Origin of the sequence: Pseudoalteromonas sp. MMG005, assembly GCF_018101015.1 — a bacterium.
Taxonomy (GTDB): domain Bacteria; phylum Pseudomonadota; class Gammaproteobacteria; order Enterobacterales; family Alteromonadaceae; genus Pseudoalteromonas; species Pseudoalteromonas aurantia.
In genome coordinates this window covers 25361-47064 of record NZ_JAGJEK010000036.1, presented here as the reverse complement: position 1 = coordinate 47064, position 21704 = coordinate 25361, and the positions used below count along the sequence as shown (strand labels likewise).

General features: G+C 40.5%; 16 protein-coding genes. 12 read left to right on the top strand and 4 right to left on the bottom strand.

Features of this window, described 5'->3' with window-relative positions; genetic code table 11:
* Nucleotides 1-88: 88 nt before the first annotated feature.
* The 6 genes from J8M01_RS22755 (at nucleotide 89) to J8M01_RS24280 (ending at nucleotide 9726) form a co-directional block, all read left to right on the top strand.
* A complete protein-coding gene (locus J8M01_RS22755; RefSeq protein ID WP_211059445.1) occupies nucleotides 89-2455 on the top strand; it encodes a DPP IV N-terminal domain-containing protein in 2367 nt (788 codons plus the stop codon).
* A gap of 705 nt (nucleotides 2456-3160) precedes the next feature.
* The gene (locus J8M01_RS22750; protein ID WP_211059444.1) at nucleotides 3161-4873 is read left to right on the top strand and encodes a VWA domain-containing protein; all 1713 of its coding nucleotides are present in this window, start codon (nucleotides 3161-3163) and stop codon (nucleotides 4871-4873) included.
* A 20-nt stretch (nucleotides 4874-4893) separates the two neighbouring features.
* Nucleotides 4894-5511: a sigma-70 family RNA polymerase sigma factor gene (locus J8M01_RS22745; protein ID WP_211059443.1), complete on the top strand. Its 618-nt coding sequence runs from the start codon at nucleotides 4894-4896 to the stop codon at nucleotides 5509-5511.
* Nucleotides 5508-6221: a hypothetical protein gene (locus J8M01_RS22740; protein WP_211059442.1), complete on the top strand. Its 714-nt coding sequence runs from the start codon at nucleotides 5508-5510 to the stop codon at nucleotides 6219-6221. Before J8M01_RS22745 ends, J8M01_RS22740 begins: the two co-directional genes overlap by 4 nt.
* An 876-nt stretch (nucleotides 6222-7097) precedes the next feature.
* A complete protein-coding gene (locus J8M01_RS22735) occupies nucleotides 7098-7937 on the top strand; it encodes a hypothetical protein (protein ID WP_211059441.1) in 840 nt (279 codons plus the stop codon).
* A 40-nt stretch (nucleotides 7938-7977) separates the two neighbouring features.
* On the top strand, nucleotides 7978-9726 hold the full coding sequence (locus J8M01_RS24280) for a PKD domain-containing protein (protein WP_211059440.1): 1749 nt from the start codon (nucleotides 7978-7980) through the stop codon (nucleotides 9724-9726).
* 52 nt (nucleotides 9727-9778) lie between these two features.
* Here J8M01_RS24280 and J8M01_RS22725 read toward each other — a convergent pair whose 3' ends face one another.
* On the bottom strand, nucleotides 9779-10849 hold the full coding sequence (locus tag J8M01_RS22725) for a serine hydrolase domain-containing protein (RefSeq protein ID WP_211059439.1): 1071 nt from the start codon (nucleotides 10847-10849) through the stop codon (nucleotides 9779-9781).
* Nucleotides 10850-11133: 284 nt separating this feature from the next.
* Nucleotides 11134-12069 carry a fibrinogen-like YCDxxxxGGGW domain-containing protein gene (locus tag J8M01_RS22720; RefSeq protein ID WP_211059438.1) on the bottom strand — a complete coding sequence of 312 codons (936 nt, stop codon included), beginning with the start codon at nucleotides 12067-12069 and terminating at the stop codon, nucleotides 11134-11136.
* Nucleotides 12070-12794: 725 nt separating this feature from the next.
* On the opposite strand from J8M01_RS22720, the gene J8M01_RS22715 reads away from it, so the two are divergent.
* The 5 genes from J8M01_RS22715 (at nucleotide 12795) to J8M01_RS22695 (ending at nucleotide 17444) form a co-directional block, all read left to right on the top strand.
* Nucleotides 12795-13640 (top strand): enoyl-CoA hydratase/isomerase family protein, encoded by an 846-nt coding sequence (locus tag J8M01_RS22715; protein ID WP_192506409.1) that lies wholly within the window; start codon nucleotides 12795-12797, stop codon nucleotides 13638-13640.
* Nucleotides 13640-14041 carry a nuclear transport factor 2 family protein gene (locus tag J8M01_RS22710; protein WP_211059437.1) on the top strand — a complete coding sequence of 134 codons (402 nt, stop codon included), beginning with the start codon at nucleotides 13640-13642 and terminating at the stop codon, nucleotides 14039-14041. Before J8M01_RS22715 ends, J8M01_RS22710 begins: the two co-directional genes overlap by 1 nt.
* Nucleotides 14042-14130: 89 nt before the next feature.
* Nucleotides 14131-14937: an SDR family NAD(P)-dependent oxidoreductase gene (locus J8M01_RS22705; protein ID WP_211059436.1), complete on the top strand. Its 807-nt coding sequence runs from the start codon at nucleotides 14131-14133 to the stop codon at nucleotides 14935-14937.
* A gap of 49 nt (nucleotides 14938-14986) precedes the next feature.
* The gene (locus J8M01_RS22700) at nucleotides 14987-15592 is read left to right on the top strand and encodes an NAD(P)H-dependent oxidoreductase (protein ID WP_211059435.1); all 606 of its coding nucleotides are present in this window, start codon (nucleotides 14987-14989) and stop codon (nucleotides 15590-15592) included.
* 1 nt (nucleotide 15593) lies between these two features.
* Nucleotides 15594-17444, top strand: a complete 1851-nt coding sequence (locus tag J8M01_RS22695) for a monovalent cation:proton antiporter-2 (CPA2) family protein (RefSeq protein WP_211059434.1) — start codon at nucleotides 15594-15596, stop codon at nucleotides 17442-17444.
* Nucleotides 17445-17775: 331 nt separating this feature from the next.
* On the opposite strand, the gene J8M01_RS22690 is transcribed toward J8M01_RS22695, so the two are convergent.
* Nucleotides 17776-18669 (bottom strand): LysR family transcriptional regulator, encoded by an 894-nt coding sequence (locus tag J8M01_RS22690; protein WP_211059433.1) that lies wholly within the window; start codon nucleotides 18667-18669, stop codon nucleotides 17776-17778.
* A 111-nt stretch (nucleotides 18670-18780) separates the two neighbouring features.
* On the opposite strand from J8M01_RS22690, the gene J8M01_RS22685 reads away from it, so the two are divergent.
* Nucleotides 18781-19770 carry a zinc-dependent alcohol dehydrogenase family protein gene (locus tag J8M01_RS22685; protein ID WP_211059432.1) on the top strand — a complete coding sequence of 330 codons (990 nt, stop codon included), beginning with the start codon at nucleotides 18781-18783 and terminating at the stop codon, nucleotides 19768-19770.
* Nucleotides 19771-19939: 169 nt separating this feature from the next.
* Here the strand turns inward: J8M01_RS22685 and J8M01_RS22680 are convergent, their stop codons facing one another.
* Nucleotides 19940-21703 carry a HAMP domain-containing sensor histidine kinase gene (locus J8M01_RS22680; RefSeq protein ID WP_211059431.1) on the bottom strand — a complete coding sequence of 588 codons (1764 nt, stop codon included), beginning with the start codon at nucleotides 21701-21703 and terminating at the stop codon, nucleotides 19940-19942.
* Nucleotide 21704 lies beyond the last annotated feature (1 nt).

Below are 21704 nucleotides of genomic sequence, written 5' to 3'. Positions count from 1 at the left end.
CATAGGTGTTGTAGTAAGGGTTGCACAATGCAAGACCTGACCCTGTGACCTCATATGACCTTGTGCTCTTCAATTAAGGAAATAACAAATGAATTGTATACTTTATGCAATCTATTATAGTGGGCAGAATAAAGAATATGAAGTGGAGATAAAAATGTTTAAAAAAGTGGGGTTATTGATAACTTGCCTATCGTTAACTGCTTGTTCAATAACGACAAAGAATCAAGCTGTAATGGTAACTCAGGCAGATTATAAAAGGGCTGAAAAATTTTTACCTAAAAATGTAGCAACTAAAGTGCGTAATTTAGCTGTTGAACCACAGTGGATCAATCAAGCAAGTGATTTTTGGTACAGCGAAAAAGATAAATCAGGAAATAAAAATTACGTTAAAGTACAGCCAGCTTCTGCTGTGGTTTCCCCTTTATTTGATCATGAAAAACTCAAAGCCAGTATTAATCATGATCCAAACCAACCTTTTTCAATAGAGATAAAAGCGTTAGATTTAAGCAATGGCCGTTTAAAGCTAATCAATCAGAACCACGAATATCAATGCGACTTAAAAACGAGTCAGTGTAATAAACTCGCTGCACAAGTAAGCCCTACGCAACCTGAATACAGTTCACCAAACGGTTTATATTCTTTAAAGGTAAAACAATGGAACTTGTATTTAACTGAACATGAAACAAATAAAGTAACCCAGTTAACTTTTGATGGCAGCGAAGGTTACCCCTATGCTGTGCACAATATGAACCCAAAACAGTACATCAATAAAGATGCTAGCAATGTAAAGCAGCAACTTAGTGTATTTTGGGCGCCAGACAGTCGCACTGTTATCACACATAGATTAGATCGCAGACAAGTTGGCAAGCTACATTTAGTGCAATCTAGTCATGACCAAGGATTAAGACCCAAACTCTATAGCTATTATTATCCATTGGCGGGTGATAAACATGTCCCATTAGGTGATATTTACTCAATTGATATTGCGAGTAAAAAAGCCACTTTAGTTGATACGCCTAAACTACAGCAAACCTATTATGGTGGACCGATTTGGGGATGGTGGGAAGATAACAATCGCTTTTATTTTATGGATCAAGCGAGAGCGAAAAAACGTATTAGTCTACATGAATATAACCCTGACAATCAGCAAGTAAGATTAATCGTTGAAGAAAAATCCGCACAATTTATAGATCCTTGGGCACAACATGTACAGATATTACCAAATTCAAACGATGTGATCTGGAGTAGTCAACGCTCAGGTAAGCAACAGTATTACTTGTATGACCTTAGCAATGGTCGACTAAAAAATAAAATCACGCAATGTGATTGTTATGTTCGTATTAATAGAGGTATAGATGAAGAGTCGCGCACTTTATATTTTGAAGCCTCAGGTGAATTTAAAGATAGAGATCCGTATTTACGACATTTATACAAAGTACAGTTAAATGGGTCTGAACAAACGTTATTAACACCTGAGCCACTAGAGCACAGTACGCGACTTTCTCCAGACTTTAATTATTTTGTTGATATTGCGTCTGACCATAAAACAGTTCCTAATAATACGGTACGTAGTACCATAGATGGCAAAGTCGTCGCTTCCATAGGCTCGCCTGATATCAGTGAATTGCTCACGTCAGGCTGGCGTGCACCCCAAGCCTTTAAAATACAAGCTGATGATCAACAAACTCAACTCTATGGCTTAATGTATAAACCAAGTAATTTTGATGCCAATAAACGTTACCCTATCATTGATGCAACGTATACCGGCCCTCATGGTTTCTTTACGCCTAAATCGTTTTGGACCTATTATCAGCATGCACAATCTTTAGCGGAATTAGGGTTTATTGTCATAAAAATGGATGGCAGAGGTACCAGTAAGCGAGATCGTAATTTTCACTTAGCTGCTTATCAAAATCTAGCCGCTGGCGTAGATGATCATGTTTACGCAATCAAAGAACTCGCTAAGCAGCATGCATATTTAGATGTAAATAGAGTCGGGATATTTGGTTTTTCGGCCGGTGGTTATGATACAGCTCAGGCTATGTTTAGACATGCTGACTTTTTTAAAGTGGGGGTTGCCGCCTCAGGCAATCATGACTTTAGAGTGGATAAAACAGGCTGGAATGAAACATGGTTAGGTTACCCTGTTGCTGAACACTGGGATCAACAAACAAACTTAAACCCACAAAGTGTTGCCAAATTAAAAGGTAAGTTACTCCTTGCACATGGCGAATTAGATGAAAATGTTAACCCTGCTGCAACGATGCAATTAGTGAATCAGTTGATCAAAGCAAACAAAGACTTTGATTTGATGATTTATCCAAATCAAGATCATTTTTTAAACAACAGTGATTATTTTATTAGAAAGCGCTGGGATTATTTTGTAGAGCACTTACTTGGCACACAACCAGTAAAGGAATATCAATTTTCAAATAGTGAAAAACACAATGAATAATCTTATTAAAAAATTAATTTAACACACGCACAAGATAAGCGGCACTGAGTCAGCGCCGCTTATATTTAATTTATTTTTAGGTCCGCCATGCTTAACCAGCAAACTTACCTTTGACAAAAAGACGGCCGATTACTTTAGTGGGTTGATCTTCCTTGGATGAATATACACGTCTTTTTTTGTGCTTAACTTGCATTTTATAGTAGAGGGGAATGTCTTTACGCAGCAGCGCTTTTAAAATTGATCGGCCAGTAATGCCAATAAAAGTAGGGGCCACAGACATGAAACGTAGGCGTTTTAGACAAGGGTTTACGTATAACCAAATAACTGTGAAAAGTTGATTATTATTACTTGTGTTATTAACAACATTGACTCACAGGTTCCTCATAGTGTTAGGAATGATGGTGAAACTTGAGAGGTCACAAAGACACTATCAAGCGAACTCTTTAAAAACTAACAACATCCTTTTATTACAATTTATTGGCCAATGAATTGCCTACGATAAAGCGGGGAAACTGTATATGCAAAGCTGTTTAATACCATTAAGTGGCTTCGGAATATAGAGTCAGAGCTTGAATTCATCTGAGCATAAGTTGTATGGGGTTTGTGTCGAACTCAGCCTCTATTGACAAAAAACGGTTTAAATTTCACCCCCAAATGCATAGTCGCTCGTTTATAGCTGTAAACCTTCTAAAAAAGAGATTGATTATGAACACAAACAAAACCTTCATAGCTTTAACCATTAGCATGCTGCTCATGGTGGGGTGTTCTCATAAAAAAATTAAGCATGAACAAGAAATAGATAAAGCAAGTCAACAGGCACAACAAGAGCGAGCCTCTGATCTTGAAGCCGTTAAAAAAGTTATGGTGGCAGAAAACGCGCTTGGTGGCGTGCAAGAAAGTAGCACTGAAGTTGAATACATGAAGCTTAGCCGGCCGGTGCATAAAAAGGCACTACACTCGATGAGAGGAAGGGTCGCACCGCAACCACCAGCAATAGATCATCGACCTTACTTTGAGAATCGTGAAACCTATCTACCCACCGATAGTAATGGGGTATTTCAGGCAGTCACTACGCCACTTTCGACTTTTTCTGTTGATGTTGATACGGGCAGTTACGCCAATATTCGTAGTTATTTGAGCATGGGTAAATTACCACCTAAAGGTGCGGTGCGTGAAGAGGCATTTATAAATTACTTTGATTATAACTACAGTGTGCCGGAAGACGTATCACAGCCTTTTGCAACCTACACAGAAATTGCGCCAGCACCTTGGCGTGATGGTCGTCATATTGTGCGCATTGGCCTACAAGGTTATGACTTACCTATGAGTGAGAGAAAACCGTCAAATTTAGTCTTTTTGGTGGATGTATCGGGCTCAATGCATGAAGAAAATAAATTGCCATTGCTGGTACAAAGCTTAACCATGATGGTACAGCAGTTATCCGCGCGCGATACGGTAAGTTTGGTAACCTACGCGGGTAACGTACAAGTGGTGTTAAGTCCAACTAAAGGCAAAGAACAGCAAACAATTGTTAATGCATTAAAAGCGCTTAAAGCAGGCGGGGGAACTTATGGCGAAAGTGGTATTAAAATGGCGTATCAAGAGGCGAAAAAGGCATTTATCAAAGGTGGCGTGAATAGAGTGATTTTAGCCACCGATGGTGACTTTAATGTTGGTATTACCAGTATTGACGCATTAAAGGAGCTAATAGCTGAACAGCGCAAGCAGGGCATTTCATTGACTACCCTTGGGTTTGGTCGCGGCAATTATAATGATGCGATGATGGAGCAATTGGCCAATATTGGAAATGGTAATCATGCTTACATTGATACCCTACACGAAGCACAAAAAGTCTTATTAAGACAGATGAGTGGCACCTTACAAAGTATTGCTAACGACGTAAAAGTTCAGCTTGAATTTAATCCGGCACAAGTGAAAGAATATCGCCTGATTGGCTATCAAAATCGCTTACTTAAAGATGAAGATTTTAATAATGATAAGGTCGATGCGGGCGAAATCGGAGCAGGCCATACGGTCACTGCACTGTACGAAGTTACCTTAGTGGGTAACAAAGGACAGGTTGACGACTTACGTTATCAACAGCTGAAAATGGTAAATAGCAACGACGAATTATTACAGCTAAAAATACGCTACAAGCTACCGGGTGATGATAAAAGTCAGCTAATAAGCTTAGTTGTGGATAAAAATCAGGTGTTACCAGAGTTTAATAGCGCAAGTTCAGATTTTAAATTTGCAACATCGGTTGCGGCATTTGCACAAAAGTTGAAACACAGTCAATATTTAGGAAGTATGGGTTATCACGACATCGCGCGTATCGCACGAGCGAACAGAGGCCATGACCCATTTAACTATCGCGGAGAGTTTGTTAACTTGGTTGAACTTGCCAGTGCACTTTAATTCAGCTTAACCTTTAATTTATGACACAAATAGCTCAACAACACGCAAACATGGATGAAACGTTAATGCTCGAATATGGCAAAGGTAATGACACTGCCTTTGCTGAGCTTTATGCGCGCCATAAAGGGCCGATGTATCGTTATATATGTCGTCAATTGGGCTCTAAGCAGCATAATAAAGCGCAAGAGTTGTTTCAAGAAGTATGGATGAGGGTGATAGACAACCGCAATAACTACACGGCTGAAGCCAAGTTCACTACATGGTTGTATCGCATTGCACACAACTTATTGATTGATGAACACAGAAAAAACCAGGTCAGAGGTGAGCATTTAACCCTCGTGAGTGATGAACAAGATGAGGGAATACTTGCCTTTCACCAAGGTAAACAAGAAGGTTCAGTGCATAATGACTTTTTACAACAGGCTATCAAACACTGTGTTGAATTGTTGATGCCTCAGCAGCGAGAAGCCTTTTTACTGCGCCATGAAGCAGGGTTTGATCCCAGTCAAGTGTGCGAAATTGTTGGGGCAAAGCCAGAAACCGTAAAAACTCGACTGCGCTATGCTATGTCACAGTTGCGAGACTGTTTGCAGCGTAAAGTGGGAGCCACAGAAGTAGGAGGCGAGCGAGAAATATGAGCAAGCAATTTAACGATGACGACATCATCAAGCTGTATCAACATAATACGGATGATTTGCCTCCTAGACAATTAGATGAAGTCATTCTGGCACGTGCTGCACAGGAAGTTAAAGTAGATGAAAAGCCAGTCAACACAAAAACCAACCGCTGGTGGCCGTATTCAGGCATAGCAGCAGCGATGGTTGCTGTGGTCGTGTTGGCACCTTGGCAGTATGACCAAGACCCGGTTTTCGTGTCTATTGAATCGGCTGATATCAATGGAATAACCCAAGCGCATACCGTGGTAAATGAAGCTGAATTAACAATCAATAAAGCAAGGCGTAAGGTGTTCAGTGACGAGCAGGTTATTGCACATGAGACAACGCAAAACATAGCAGCAAGTGGGCCTCAATTAGAAATGACTGAGCAGCCACAAGTTGAAAATATTGTGGTAACTGGCATGACGGTTGAACGCGCAGTGCCAGAGCATAGAGGGCATACCATAAAACCCACTTCATCGGCACTTTACGGTATAGCGTTAAGTGAACCATTACCAGAGTTTGCCAAAATCATCATAAAGCTGGGAAATAATGATCAACAAGGTGCTGAAGAGGAACTCATCAAATTATTGGAAGAAAAACCAGAATACCACGAGGGAATACCTGAACCTCTCGAAGCTGTGTATCAGGCATTATTGAAAAACGGTAAATTGCAGCGGCCATTGCAATAGTAAGGCAGCCATGAAGCAGCGTCACTTACTTTGATCGAAAATAAAATTAAAGGAAGGTAGCTAGTCAATAAAAAAGTGAGTTAATCCATAAATGTTTACTTAAATCAATGGATTATAATTAAGCGCTAAAATGCTGATGAAGAGGCGACGAGATCGCCGCAATTAAACTTACAGTATCTCTGATGACCTCATACTGTGCTTGTTTGAGCGCACCATCCATATGGCCAAAGTTGCAAGGTGGCCGCCATCATCAATAAAACGGCAATATTCATAGCATTGGCGAGAAAAATAGCTTTGGTTACGCTATTTTTTCGTGATCTCATTTCATTACATCTTTTTCTGGTTACTCAAATATTAACCTGAACGCTACGTGCGCTTTCTTGAATTTTCTAGCAATGAGGTTTCATCAAAAATATAACAAGGCAGTTTTTTTCTTATTTTAACCTCAGGTTTGGATAAGGGTTTTGGAATAGAAAATGTTTTGCAAACAAACTTACAATCCAACGATGATATTTTGTTCAATATCAAGGCGCTTTTATGCAGTAATAGCGGGCTATTACAAATGAAAGCAACGCCGAGAGTGAGAAAAATAGCTTTATTGGGCAAATGCGCTTATCCAGAGCTGAGGTTATTTTACATAGCGTGTATTCAAAAAACAGCCAATACAAAATTTAACTTACTTGTAACTAATACGTATAAAAAATGCAACTTAAAGATTGGAAAAGTACATATTGTATACAATATTTAATGTTGCTTGGTGCTATTCAGCCTACAAGCAAACTGGAAATTCTCTCTGCATTTAATGTTGAACATTAAAACGACTGAAAAATGTTAGATAGCATTGCCGAGACTCATCATCACATAAGGAAGATAATAATGAACATAGTCAATCTAACCCGATGTAGTATTCTAATAATACCGTTGCTGATAACCACGACTTCAGCGCTTGCTGGCACGTTTGTGAGTAACAATGGACATAATAAAGTAATTGAAACTTTAGTGGCAGATTCTGAGCTTATTTTTAGAGGAACATCCACTGAAATAACTGAAGGTCTGTCTGTAGAAGGCATCCCCTACACTTTTGTCACCTATGATATTGAAGAAGTGATTAGCGGGCAATATTTTGAAAGTACCATCACTTTAAAGTTTGTTGGTGGTACCTTTGCAAATGGTAATACTTTATCTGCCTCAAACTCCCCTCAAATTAAACTCGGTGAACAGTCTATATTATTAGTGCAGCAAAGCACTGATACAGGCTGTGATTTTGTGCAGTGTGAACTAGGGCGTTTTTTACTTGAACAAGGGAGCGTTATAGCGGCTAATGGTCAAGCGGTGATTGTAGATGAGCATGGCAGTGTTGATTATATGTCAGCGAATGGGCTAAAAAATCGAGATAATCGGCAAGCTAACACTACGTCGAATATTGGTAATTTCATTACAAAACTGAGAAATATAGATAAGCAGGTGCTATCTCAAAGAGGGGATTCATTTAAACGTAATACTGTAAAAAACGTTGATAAAAACAGCACTTTTAAAGCATATATAGGCTTAACACAAGCAAGTAAAGCACCTGTGGAGCTAGTTGCTCCAAGTGAAGCATTAGTAAAGAAAAACATATCTCATGGTAGTCGGCATGACAAATGGGAAGAAGCGCAAGTGAAACGAAATAAGGGTAATCCAGTACTGACTGTTAGCTCACCTTACACTCAACAATAACCATGCGTTTATAGCCATCAAACAACTATGAGAAATACACATGAAAGGTAATAAATTTAAAACCAAACTTACGACTGCATTTGTCGTTACTCTAGTAAGTAGCAGTGCTTCTGCACATAAGTTTTTAATAGATCCCGCATGTAACGTGAATAAAAAATGGCGGAATCAAAGTAGTATGACTTTTAACGCTAATCCAACGGGATTTGCAGGCGCTTTTGCAAAATGGAAAACGTCATTTCAACAAGCAATGAATCGAGTGAATGATACGCCTGCCAACTTTACTATTTATGTACGAACGGACGACGACAACAGTGTTGGAACCAATAATGGTGAAAGTGAAATTTGGTGGAGTACAGGGACTTCCGCTGTGGCATATACCATAACAAATAGCTGTGGTAACACGGTTGAAACTGACATTGTTTTTCACAACAACATTCCTAACGGTGGTTACAATGACAAGATGGATGAAAAAACATCTTATCGCGGCTATGGTCTAGAGCGTCGATTATTCGAAACCACCGCGATACATGAAATAGGCCATACACTCGGACTTGCTCATGAAAATCGCTATTATAATATTATGGGAACAGATTACACGCATGTGCATACGAGCGGAGAAAATTCGTTAAGATCATATGTCGGTGAAGACGCCGCGAATGGCTTAATCACGCTGTACGGTAGCTCGACTCGACAAGATGTGTCGGTATCGGCTTGGCGGCGAACTGGGTCATCAGGGGAATACAGTTCACATGGCCGTAATCGATTACTCGACAGCAATGGCACTGAATTAAGTTCAACTAAAGTGGAGTCTAGCTGTACCAGAGATTACTGTGAAATGCGCCATAACGTTGACCTTGGCCAGCAAGTTCAAATGGAGCTGACTTTAGAAAACAGCGGTAGCCATGCTCAAAATGTTCAGCTTGGCTACTATATTTCTACTAATGCAACCATTACAAATACCGATACGTTAATTACAACCGACACAGTGTCTGTTTCGCGCAGGGTCCCAGACGAGGTTAAAAAGAGCATCGTCATTCCAAACAATTTACAACCAAATACCAATTACTACCTTGGGGTGATCATTGACAATGCCAATCAAGTCTCAGAGTGGGATGAACAAAATAACACCAGTTATATTCATATTCGCACTGGTTCGGGGTCATCTAATTCAGCACCTATCGCAGAAGCTAACGGCCCTTATAGTGCAGTAACTAATGCAGTAATTAACTTCAGTAGTGCAAATTCTTATGACTCAGATGGCAATATCGCGTCTTACAGTTGGGATTTTGGTGACGGCAGTGCACCTAGCTCAAGTGCCAATCCAAGCTATCGCTACACAACAGCTGGTACCTATACCGCAACATTAACTGTGACTGATAACCAAGGTGCAATTGCGTCAGATGCAGCAACCGTTACAATAACTGGAAGCCCGACAGGGGGGAGAATTGACAATGCATGCGCAACGGCGGGGCCAACAACCGGGTCCAGTTTAACCAGCGGTAATACGATTTGTTTACCTAATGGCAGTCGTGATGCGGATATTCAATACTATTTCATCTATGTGCCGGCTGGTATTTCAACATTAACAATTGAAACCGATCATGGCACAGGTGATGGTGATGTTTATTATAAAGCCTCAACTTGGGCGACAATAAGTAACTACGACCAACGTGGCTTTAGCGATAATAATACCGAGCTGGTGAGTGTGAATAATCCTGCTCAAGGGTATAGGTTTATTAGTGTTGTCGGGCAACGCACAGGTATGGCAATGAAGGTAACTTTGGAATAGCTATTACTCAAGAACCAAAGGGGTCAAGCTCTGACCCTTTTGCTTGTGTTGTTTACCCGTTCGTGATTATTTTATTTAATTGGTTACTAAACTTTGCAGCTGGGAAGTTTTGTACATTGGATAACACCACAATGAGCTTTTTGCTTTTAGGATAGCGGGCGATATAGGTACTAAACCCGTCTATTCCGCCAGAGTGTACGTATCGTAATTCGCCATTAGATTGGGTAATAAACCAACCAAGACCAGCGTTGCCGAGATCTGGAGTGAACATGGATTTTTGGCTTGCCTCGTTCAGTAGGGTGTTGTTGTAGAATGATTGATCCCACTTGTGTAAATCGTTAGCACTTGAAACCAATGCGCCTGCTGCGAAGGGTACGGTCATGCTCAATTTTGTTATATTTGCACCACTTGGGAGGTAGCCTTGAGCAATATTATTCTGTCCTAACTCATCTTTACCATAGCCACTTTGTGCCATTTCCAAGGGATGGAATATCTCTGTGTTTATAAAGTCTTGATAGGTCATGCCACTGACCTTTTCAATTAAGTGCCCCAATACAATGTAACCAGAGTTGGAGTATTTATATTGAGTGCCAGGGTCAAACTCAAGTGCTCTGTCTTTAAATAAGGCAATTAGTTGCTCAGGAGTATGCGGTGTGTTTTTAATATCTTTAAACGTACTTAGCGCAGTAAAATTGGGCAGTCCTGCGCTGTGCTGCAATAGATGCTTAATACGTATTTTATCTCCGTTGGGGAAGTCAGGGAGGTACACATTAAGAGTATCTTGAATACTAAGTAACCCTTGCTCCTGTAATATCATAATGCCCGTAGCAGTGAATTGTTTAGAGATTGAAGCCAGCCTGAAAACGGTATCTGCATCAATCAGTTTTGTATCGTATCGATTAACTTTATTAAAGCCTTTACTGAATAATACCTGTTCATTTTCAACAATCAGTATCGCGCCACTAAAGTTTTGCTCTATGGCATATTGCTCAACTGTTTGGTTCATCTTGGCGGGTTTAATCTCAATGGCTTTTTCGTTGCTGCCACCACATGCACTCAGTAGTGCAATTAACAGTGTAGGTATTACCAAGGTTGTTCTGATTCGAAATAGGCATGGGATCATACGAAACGTCCTTAATATGTCGTTTTAATACTCTTATCATATAGCGAATTTATGGCTGGTTTCTGTATGAAAGTGTTTATCAAAGCGCTACATTTTTAAACAAAGTAAACGCATTAAATTGCGCGTCAGTGCATAAGCTGACTTTGCTTTACGAGCAGTACTTGTTGGCAATAAGCAATAATGAGAGATTTGTAGATTAATTAACAATGGGCATAAAAAGGTTGGCAAATAATGACAACCTTTTTTGGCTAAAACCACAGTTTTTGTTTTAGCTCGTTGAGTTTTTATCGGATGTAAATTTGTATATTCAATGGAGCGTAATACATTTTGCCACTGCTTAGGGTGCCATAGTTACCATTACGATTCGAAGGCTTAAAGTCTAAATTGTAAATTGACACGGTTGTGAAGTAAATCCCGTTACTTGGGTTGCTTAAATAGGTATAGTCAGAACCTTTGTAGGTACACCCTGGTTCAGCATGAAATACAGGTGTATTTACAAGGTCGTCAACTAAAACCTGACAATTCGCCGTATCTAACTGTGTAAAGTCAAACACAACATAATTGTCATTATTGCCATCGGTGACCATGATCTGTGTCGCGTTTGTTTTGAGCGCTTGCCACGTTGCCGCATCAATATAATGGTTTTTTTGAACATTAGGATCCGTTAGTTCTTGAGTACGGGCATGCGACTCGCGGCCATTCTTCTCTCGGGTGTTTACGAGCGTCCAGCCACCTTGATCTATATCCATGTTGCAATACACATTGGCTGTCGTTGGATTACCATCAACGGTCAGTTCAATAGCATGAATACCAGATTGAGAAGATGGGTCTTTAATTTTTACGTCGTCACATGATTGCCCATGCAACCCAGTATTCGATTGCAGTGCAAGTTCAAAGTCGCCAGACTCAAGAGCGTTACTGTACCAAGTCCCTTTATAAAGCCCATCAATCACGCGTTTTCCGAGGTAATGTTTTTTGGTATTCCCATTTGTTGATGTGAACTCGATCACATTATCATTATGTTGATATTGTCCTTTTGACACTTCACTGTCAGATTTGAGTATGAAGTCACCTTGCATACGCAATAGTTCAGAACTTGATAGTGTGTAAGATGGGTCTAGTTGCCCATTTAGTGACGTATCTTCTTTGAGGTCAATATATTGAGGGGTTGCATAGCTAAAAGTGCTTGTCATAGCTAATATAAGATAATATTTTTTCATACCGTTCCTTTGTAATTGAATTGCTAATTAAAGTTATATTAAACAGTATTTTAGCTTATATTGTTGGTGATGTTCTAGTCCTGGTTTTGGCCCTCCGGATGTAAATCAGAGTTTGTTTATAAAAGCAGCTGTATTATTAATTTGTTTCTAAATTAGGTCTGAAGCTTTGCACAATCACGGCGGTACCATGTCACCTTGCTGACGTAGTTCAGGACCCACTGTTCAGTGACGCGTGTATTTGTGCTTTTTGATGATCAACAGCCACCTGCTCAATAGCCCTTTATTGGTTGGCAGCAGTGTCTCGTTCGGGTTAGCGATTGGGTTTTATCTAACCTCAGCTCTGGATAAGCGAATTTGCCCAATAAAGCTATTTTTCTCACTCTCGGCGTTGCTTTTATTTGTAATAGCCTGCTATTACTGCATAAAAGCGCCTTGATATTGAACAAAATATCATCATTGGACTGTACGTAAGTTTGTTTTCAAAACACTTTCTATTCCAAAACCCTTATCCAAACCTGAGGTTATCTAGATTTTATTATTTAATAAATATTAAAACTGATTGTTTAATTACTGGCATTATCAAGTAAATGCAAGTGTTCTAGTATGGCTTATAGCAAATTGAGAGTGAGCTTATCACTGCAAATTGCACACTTCCCCCTACGTGAGCTTGAGTAAACATAACGATACTAAGCTCTTAAAACAATAGATTGGTTGGAGAGTATATTATGAAGTATTCAGGTTTTCAGACATTTAAAACACAACAACGAGACGGCGTTCTTACGGTGACTTTCGACTTTGGTACTGTCAATGTACAAGGTCAGGAAATGCTTGCAGACTTAAATAGTTTGGCAATGCGATTAGAGCGTGACCGCAATACCAAAGTCGTGGTTTTTCAATCAGCTAACCCTGAAGTGTGGGTTTGTCATTATGATACTGAATTATTAAAGGATATGTCGACTGAGGCCGTATCTCGCGACGAAGTGGCGCTTTTAGATTTACAGTCTGTGTGTGAGCGGATCAGTAAAGTACCTCAAGCAACCATTGCTAAGCTTGAAGGTTTTGCTCGCGGTGGTGGTCATGAATTAGCGCTTGCATTAGATATGCGTTTTGCCGCACGTGGCAAGTTTAAATTTATGCAGATGGAAGTGGGCATGGGTATTTTGCCATGTGGAGGTGGTGCATCACGCATGGCACGTCAAACTGGCTTGGGTCGCGCATTAGAGATTATTTTAAGCGCCCGTGATTTTGATGCTGATGAGGCAGAAGCTTATGGCACCATCAATAAAGCACTTGAGCCAGATCAAATTGGTGAATATGTTGATACGCTTGCGAAACGTATCGCTAAATTTCCTGCTGAATCTATCAATGCTTGTAAACAAGCGGTGTATGAGTCTATTGATAAACCCATTGATGAAGCGCTAAAAGCAGAAGCATACTGGCTTTACCAAGCCACTAGTAAAACCCCTGCGGTTAAGCGTTTTAGCATAGCTGATGAACAAGGATTGGAGCATGACATGGAAAACCAGCGTAACTGGAACGAGTTAGTGATGAATGTTCAGGACATAAAATAATGCATAGACAGACTCACCTGCAGCTGGTTAGTGACTTTTTTATGCGATTTGTTAACTCAGACATTGAAGGCTTACTGGCACTGCTTGATGACCAAGTTGTTTGGAAAATGATGGGACAGCAAGGTGGTTTGCCAGTCTCTGGAGAAATGGATAAAGCGGGAATTACTGAACTGATGCAAAGTGTTCGAGCACAAGTTGCAGGCCGTTTAAATATGACCCCCACGGCGTGGACGATTGCAGGTGGGCGCGTTGCGGTCGAAGTCGAATCTTCAGCTAAGCTAAAAAATGGTCGCGATTACAATAACCTTTATCACTATTTATTCACGATTTCTGACGGAAAAATTGACGCTATCAAAGAATATGGCGATACCGATCAGGTGAGGAGAGTATTCTTAGATTAGTTGGTAGAGGTTAATTAAAATATAGGGGCGATGAGCCCCTATATTTATTAATTACAGATTGATAAGTAATGCACTTGAGGAATTCGATAATGAAAAAAACAATTCTAATAACAGGCTCTACCGACGGGATTGGTTTAGCAACAGCTAAGTCACTTGTGAAGTTGGGACATAGGGTACTGCTGCATGGTCGTAGTTGTTCAAAGCTTGCAGATGCAACAAAGCTATTGAGTGAATTTACTAAAGCAGAGGATATTTTTACGTATCAAGCTGATTTATCGAGTATACGTGATGTGCAAGCGTTTATTGTTAAAATAAAACAAGAACATCAAAGGCTCGATACGGTGATTAATAATGCGGGGGTGTTTATTGTCCCTGAAAAAGTGTCTCCCGATGGGCTTGACGTTCGTTTTATGGTGAATACCATTGCACCTTACATCCTGACACACGCTCTTTTGGCACTGCTTGATAACACTGGGCGTGTCATTAATGTATCCTCAGCGGCGCAGTCCTCTCTTTCTGCTGAGGAGTTATGCACACCAAGTTCATTATCAGATAGTGCTGTTTACGCGAAAAGTAAACTGGCTTTGACTATGTGGACGCGTCAGTTAGCTATGTCGCTTGGAGAAAATGGCCCGGTTATTGTCGCAATTAATCCGAAGTCTTTTTTAGGCAGTAAAATGGTTGAACAAGCGTATGGTGTGACGGGCGGAAACTTGCAAATAGGCGCCGATATATTGGTGAAAGCGGCGTTATCGGAAGAGTTCTCTGATGCGTCTGGACTTTATTACGATAATGACATGGGCCAGTTTACATCGCCTCATCAAGATGCGCTTAACTCAACTAAAATAACTAAAATTACACAAACAATTGAGCGTATTATCCATTCATTGGGTTAAAAATAACCGCAACTCGCAAATAGGTGTACGTTGAGAGGAAAGAAGAGCCATGAAGAAAATTCTGATAAATTTTGCTCATCCTGCAAAGTCGCGGTCAAATATTAATATCGCATTGCGCAATGCAGTTGAAAACATTGAGCATGTAACGGTGAATGACCTGTATGCCAACTATCCAGATTTCATGATCGATATAAAACGAGAGCAAGCCTTATGTGAAGCGCATGACATTATTATTTTCCAACACCCTTTTTATTGGTATTCAACACCCGCAATTATGAAAGAGTGGTTAGACTTGGTGCTGGAGCATGGATGGGCATATGGCACTGAAGGAAAAGCATTGGCAGGTAAAGTGTTTTTTCAGGCGATCACCACCGGTGGCGATGCGAGTAACTATCAAAAAGACGGTTACAACGAATTCACTTTAAAAGAGCTTACAGCACCCTATAGAGCAACCGCCAAATTATGCCGTTTAATTTGGCTACCACCTTTTGTGGTGACTGGTGTGCATCAGGGCTTAGAACCAGAAGAAATACAAAGTTATTCAGCAGAGTATAAGCGCACACTCATTGCTTTACGAGATTCGTTACTCGATTTAGAGGTGCTAACACAGCAAGAGGTTTTGAATAACAACCATTCAGTTAGTCGGAGCGAATAGTATGGAAGCGTTTTTACTGCAGTTGTTTATCTTTTTGGCGGCCGCGGCCATATCAGTGCCGATTGCAAAGAAGCTCGGACTTGGCTCTGTGCTGGGCTATCTGATGGCGGGTATTGTCATTGGGCCTTTTGGTGCTGCGTTAATTCATGATGTTGAAGCAATCATGCACTTCACTGAGTTTGGTGTGGTAATGATGTTATTTTTGGTTGGGCTTGAACTCAAACCTTCGCTGTTATGGCAGCTTCGAACACCGATTTTAGGGTTTGGTGGGGCACAGGTGTTGATCAGCAGCGTGTTCATTTGGGGTGTCGCTGTTGTTTTTCTACCTTGGCAACAAGCACTCGCCATAGGACTTATTTTATCATTGTCTTCAACTGCGATTGTACTGCAAACCTTGCAAGAGAAAGTCAAAATGAAAACCGAGGCTGGTCAGTCGGTATTTGCGGTGTTGTTATTTCAAGATTTGGCCGTAATCCCCATGCTAGCTATTCTCCCTTTGCTTGCCACGCTCACGATATCTGGTGGTGCTCACCATGATTCGGTGCTATTTGATATCAGTACACTACCTAATTACATACAAATATTGGTGACTATTTCGGCTATTGTATTCGTGCTTATGGCGGGTAAGTTTGCCTGTCGACCAATTTTTAGAACCATTGCCAACACGGGTGTAAGAGAAATCTTCGTCGCTGCGGCGTTAGGACTGGTTATAGGGACGTCACTTCTGATGATGACGGTCGGGTTATCACCCGCACTAGGTGCATTTTTGGCAGGGGTGGTACTTGCGGATAGTGAGTTTCGCCATGAATTAGAAAGCGACATTGAGCCATTTAAGGGCTTATTATTGGGTATATTCTTCATTTCAATTGGTGCGAGTCTTAACTTTACACTGATCAGTGACAGTTTTTTATTAATACTGGGTTTAACTTGTGGGTTAATGGCCATAAAAGGATTGGTATTATTACTCGTGAGTGTTGTATTTAAAATTAGTAAGCAAGAGCGGCCGCTGTTTGCTATTGCATTGGCACAGGGAGGCGAATTTGCCTTTGTGTTGTTTCAACTGGCTAAAACAAGTGGTGTGTTATCCATTGAGGTTATTGAGCCTTTGATTTCAGCGGTGGCTATTTCTATGTTTTTGGCGCCAGTTATGTTTGTTATTCATGAAAAAATGTCTCGCAAACCAAATAAGAAGCCAGTAGAAGCAACGAAAGACGTTATTGAAAAAGGGGATCATAAAGTTATATTGGCTGGATTTGGTCGCTTAGGGACTGATATAGGAAGGTTTTTAATATCAGCGGGTATAAAGCCTGTCATCCTTGATCATGATGCTAATAATATCAGCCTTCTGAGAAAGTTAGGCTTTGAGGTATATTATGGTGATGCCACAAGGCTTGATTTGTTGGAGTCGGCAGGTGCTGCCACGGCAGAGTTACTGGTGATTACATTAGGTGATACCGAGTCTGCAAAACAACTTGTTGCGCTGGCAAAAAAACATTATCCGCAGTTAAAAATAGTCGTGAACGCCCATGATCGAGGAGCCGCATTTGAATTTATGGACTTAGATATTGAACATATCTATCGCGAGACATTAGGCACGGCTTTAAATATGGGGCAAGCAGCGATGAAACAGCTTGGTGTTGACCCATATGAAGTACATCGTCTTAAGCAAATTTTTTATAAGAAAGACGTTGAAATGATGCCGGAGCTATACAAACTGCGATGCGAAGAAGAAAAGTACATAGTGTTATATCAAAAGCATCATGAACATTTAGAGGAATTGATGAAGTTAGATCATAACGAAAACTTAATGGCGCTTGATAAAGCGTGGACAGCAAAAAATCCAGCGCTCTAGAGGCGACGACAATAATGGCATAGAGCGCACTATCTTTATGTCATTATTTTTATAAAGCCTTTTCATCAAAAATGGCGTTATCAGCGACAAACCCGTTTGCTATTCTGAGTTTGCGGTAATGATTGCGCATGTTACGTCAATTCACGTTAACTAGGCTGCTTTGTGTTCAATCTTATGTCATTAAGGCGTTACTATGTTAGGAGAGAACCATTCATTGATAAATGAATTTCCGGCACATAAAGACACAATTAAGCGGCTGCATCTTGACAGTAAAATCTGATTGGTTGTGATGAAAAGCAGACTTTTTTACTGAGGTCTGCTTTTTAGGCTTTCATGCTTCCCAGTAAGGTATGTCACCATAATATGCTTTAAAGTAATCAATAAATGCACGGACTTTAGGGGCCAACAAGCGTGAACTTGGGTACACAGCCCAAATAGCGGTGTCAGACTCTACTGGATACTCTTTTAATACTTGCACAAGTTCTCCTGTTTTAAGTGCTTTATAAGCGCACCAAATAGAGCATAAAGTTAAGCCTGCGCCGTTCATACAAGCATCTCTGGTTGATTCACCATTATCAATGCGTATTGCGCCTTTGGGTTTGATTTTTTTGAGTCCGTCAGGTGTGTTAAAAAGCCAACTATCAATCCCTATAAAGTTAATACACTGATGATTTAGTAGATCTTGAGGTGTGCTGGGTTCACCATATTCTTTAATATAATCAGGTGATGCACAGACAATACGATGATCGCGTGTGAGCTTTCGTGCGACTAAGGTCGAGTCATTCAGTGACGCATTTCTGATGGCAATATCAAAACCGCCTTCCACCATATCAACGATGCTATCACTTTGGCGTAAATCAATTTTTAACTCTGGGTATTGTTTTACAAAACCATTTAATGCAGGGACTATATGCATTCGTGCAAAGGATGATGGCGCTGCAACTCTGATGGTACCCTGTGGGATGAAACTGCCTGCACCAACAGACGCTTTCGCACTATCAACGGCATTCAATACTGTTTCAGCATGAGGCAAAAACTCACGCCCTTCTTCAGTTAAAGACACTTTTCGGGTGGTTCTATGTATCAGCTTTACACCTAATGCTTCTTCAAGCTTATTGATATGCATACTTGCAACAGGTGCAGATAACCCCATCTCGTTGCCCGCCATACTGATGTTGTGAGTCACCGAAATTCTCACAAAAAGCCTTAAGTGTTCATTATTCACTGTAGCCACTCATTATTAATAAAAAGTAAAAACTGATTAATATTATGAGTGTATTATCAAGGAGGTGCTTTGTAAATATACTTTACTCAATCCAATTCAGGGGAAATGATAATGAAAGCAATGACAATTAATACGTTTGGCGGTACTGAAGTATTTACAGCGTCTGAATTAATAAAACCAGAAGCGACAGCTGGGCACGTGGTAATAAAAGTGGCCGCAACGAGTGTGAATACTGTTGATATGATGATCCGCCAAATGGGGGTGGATTTAGCCCCCTTATCACCTGCGTTACCTGGCGTATTAGGGATGGACTTTGCTGGTGTCGTGGAATCTGTCGGGGTAGGCGTAACAGGTTTCTCTGTTGGTGATGAAGTATATGGTTGTGCTGGTGGCTTAGCAGACTTACAAGGGGCGTTAGCGGAGTATATGCTTGCCGATACAAAGCTAATTGCTCACAAGCCTAAAACAATTTCAATGCGTGAAGCGGCCGCTATACCGTTAGTTGGCATTACCGCGTATGAAGGACTTATACGTGCTGGCGTTAGCCAAAATCAAAAAGTACTGGTGCATGGTGGAACTGGCGGCGTAGGTCATATAGCGTTACAATTGGCGCGCTATTTTGGTGGTGAAGTTTATGCTACTTGCAGTGGCAATGCTCAGTCTGAACTCATTAAAAAGTTGGGGGGGACAGCCATTAATTATAAAACCGAATCAGTGACTGATTATGTTGCTACGTATACTGATGGTGCAGGCTTTGATGTAGTGTATGACTCTATTGGCGGCGCGAATCTGCTTAATTCATTTGAAGCAGCTGCATTAAATGGGCAAGTTGCTACGACTGTGTCTATGGCCGAAATAGACCTGACGACAGCGCATTTTAAAGGGTTATCTTTACATGTGGTCTTTATGCTGATCCCAATGCTTTATAATCACAAACGTGAACGCCACGGTGAGATTTTGGCTAAAATTGCAGAGATTGTAGATGCCGGTAAATTAACCCCTATTGTTGATGAACAAGATTTTAGTTTAGAAGAAGTCGGTAAGGCACATACTCGACTTGCAAGCGGCCAAGCAATCGGAAAAGTGGTGGTGTCAGTTTAGATATTAAATCATTTTTCTTGTCGAGAGGGGCGAAGTTAAGCCCCGCTCGGATTACCCCCTTCGATGCTTTAACCTCAGTCGTTGCGCTAATTGCGATTATAGTCGCAATGCCTTTTGCTCTATGTAGAGCTGAGTACGTAACTCACTTAGGTCGTATCACCATGAACCTTTAACTCATCAGCTGTTGGAACTTGCATTTAAAGCGTATTTTCATCGATAGGCCCGGCGACATGCGCTCTACTTCAATGGTGCCTTGTTGTGCTAATACAAGCTCGTTGACCAGCGCAAGCCCTATCCCTGTACCTTGGGTTGAGCGTGTTAATTCACTGCCTCCGCGATAAAATAATTCAAAGATTTTACTTTCTTGTTCCGCACTAATACCATTACCATAATCACGAATTTCCATCACGATATAGTCTTTATTTTTAGCATCTGCTGTAAAGTTGAAATCGACTTTTTTGCGTTGTTCATCTTCGATAGTGTCACTATCAAAAAACTTTACGGCGTTATCAGTGATGTTGATCACAACCTGTGAAAATGCATCTAAGTCAATGAGTAAAAGTACATTTTCTGGTTTTTCGAAGTCACTTGAAATGTTTAGCTGAAAATGGCTGTTTAGCAATAACGACGATACTTTTGACTGGATGATATCCGTTAAAATACTGAGCTTGGTATAGTGTGCATTGACACTGTGTTGTGGTTGGTTGAGTTTTGAAAGCTGCAGTATGTTGTCAATTAAACGAGATAAGCGTTCACTCTCACTGTGGATGAATTCGTAATACTCAGACTTGTATTCTTCTGAGGACACCATCCCTGATTTTAGCATTTCAGAATACATACGAATGGATGTTAATGGTGTCTTGAGTTCATGGCTTACCGAAGACACAAAGTTGAGACGTTGCTCTGCGAGCTTAAGCTGTTTGATACCCAAACGATAAAAGCCAAAACTGCCCAGTATAATCCCACACAGTAACAACGTCATTAATCCAAGACTATATATCGCCGCAGGAGGGAGCGTGAGTTTTGCCGTTGAATATGTGAGCTGATAACTTTTAAAAGGCCATCGTAGTTCGTGGCTATTGATGGTTAATTGATTTAATGGTGCGTGTAGCAATTTGGTTTGGGTGATGACGGCTTGACCATGGGGGTTGCTGTCATAAATAAAATAAGTTTTATCCGAACTCGTTTGTTCAGGCTGTACGGTGACTGTGATCGTACTTTTAAATTGCACGGTTTTGAGTATACGTTCAATTTGGTTGTTTAAATAGGCATTTACGTCGATGACGTAGCCTTGTAATTTTTTGACTCCATTCACGAGTACAATACGATAAAAAACAAGGTATCCTGGTACATCGGATAATAAAAGAAACTTCTCATTGTTAGCCGATAAGTTGTTTTTAATGAGGGCCTTTAACTCGGTTGACTTGGATGTTACTTGATAGAGTTTTAAAGCGAGCCTTTTTCGTTTTTTCGACTCAAGTCCATCATGCTCTTCTATTTTGAACCCTTTGGGATCATTGACGATGCTAGGCCAAACTGGGCTATTGAATTGCCCATTTTTATCTAGTTGAAAGTAACCGATGAGGCCGACATAGCGCGCATTATATTCAGGGTTTGAAAGCGGAGACCTAATTCGACTCACTTGTTTGTTATCAGGGTTGTAAATATGCTGATAATAATCAAAGGTGCGTGTGTTTAAGGCATTATCAAATACGACGCGTTTAAATAATTTGAGATTTAGTTGTGATGTTATCTTTGCTGTTTTATTTTGATATTCGGTTAAAAGATCTTTTTCAAATTGATGATATCCTTTGTAAAGTACGACGCTGATAGGGGCTAATAATAGAAGCAAAAAAAGACCAGTAAGGTAGCGAAGCCGACTTACGCGTTGCGGATAACTTAATAAACGGGTATTTGAGAGGAGGTGTTTCATA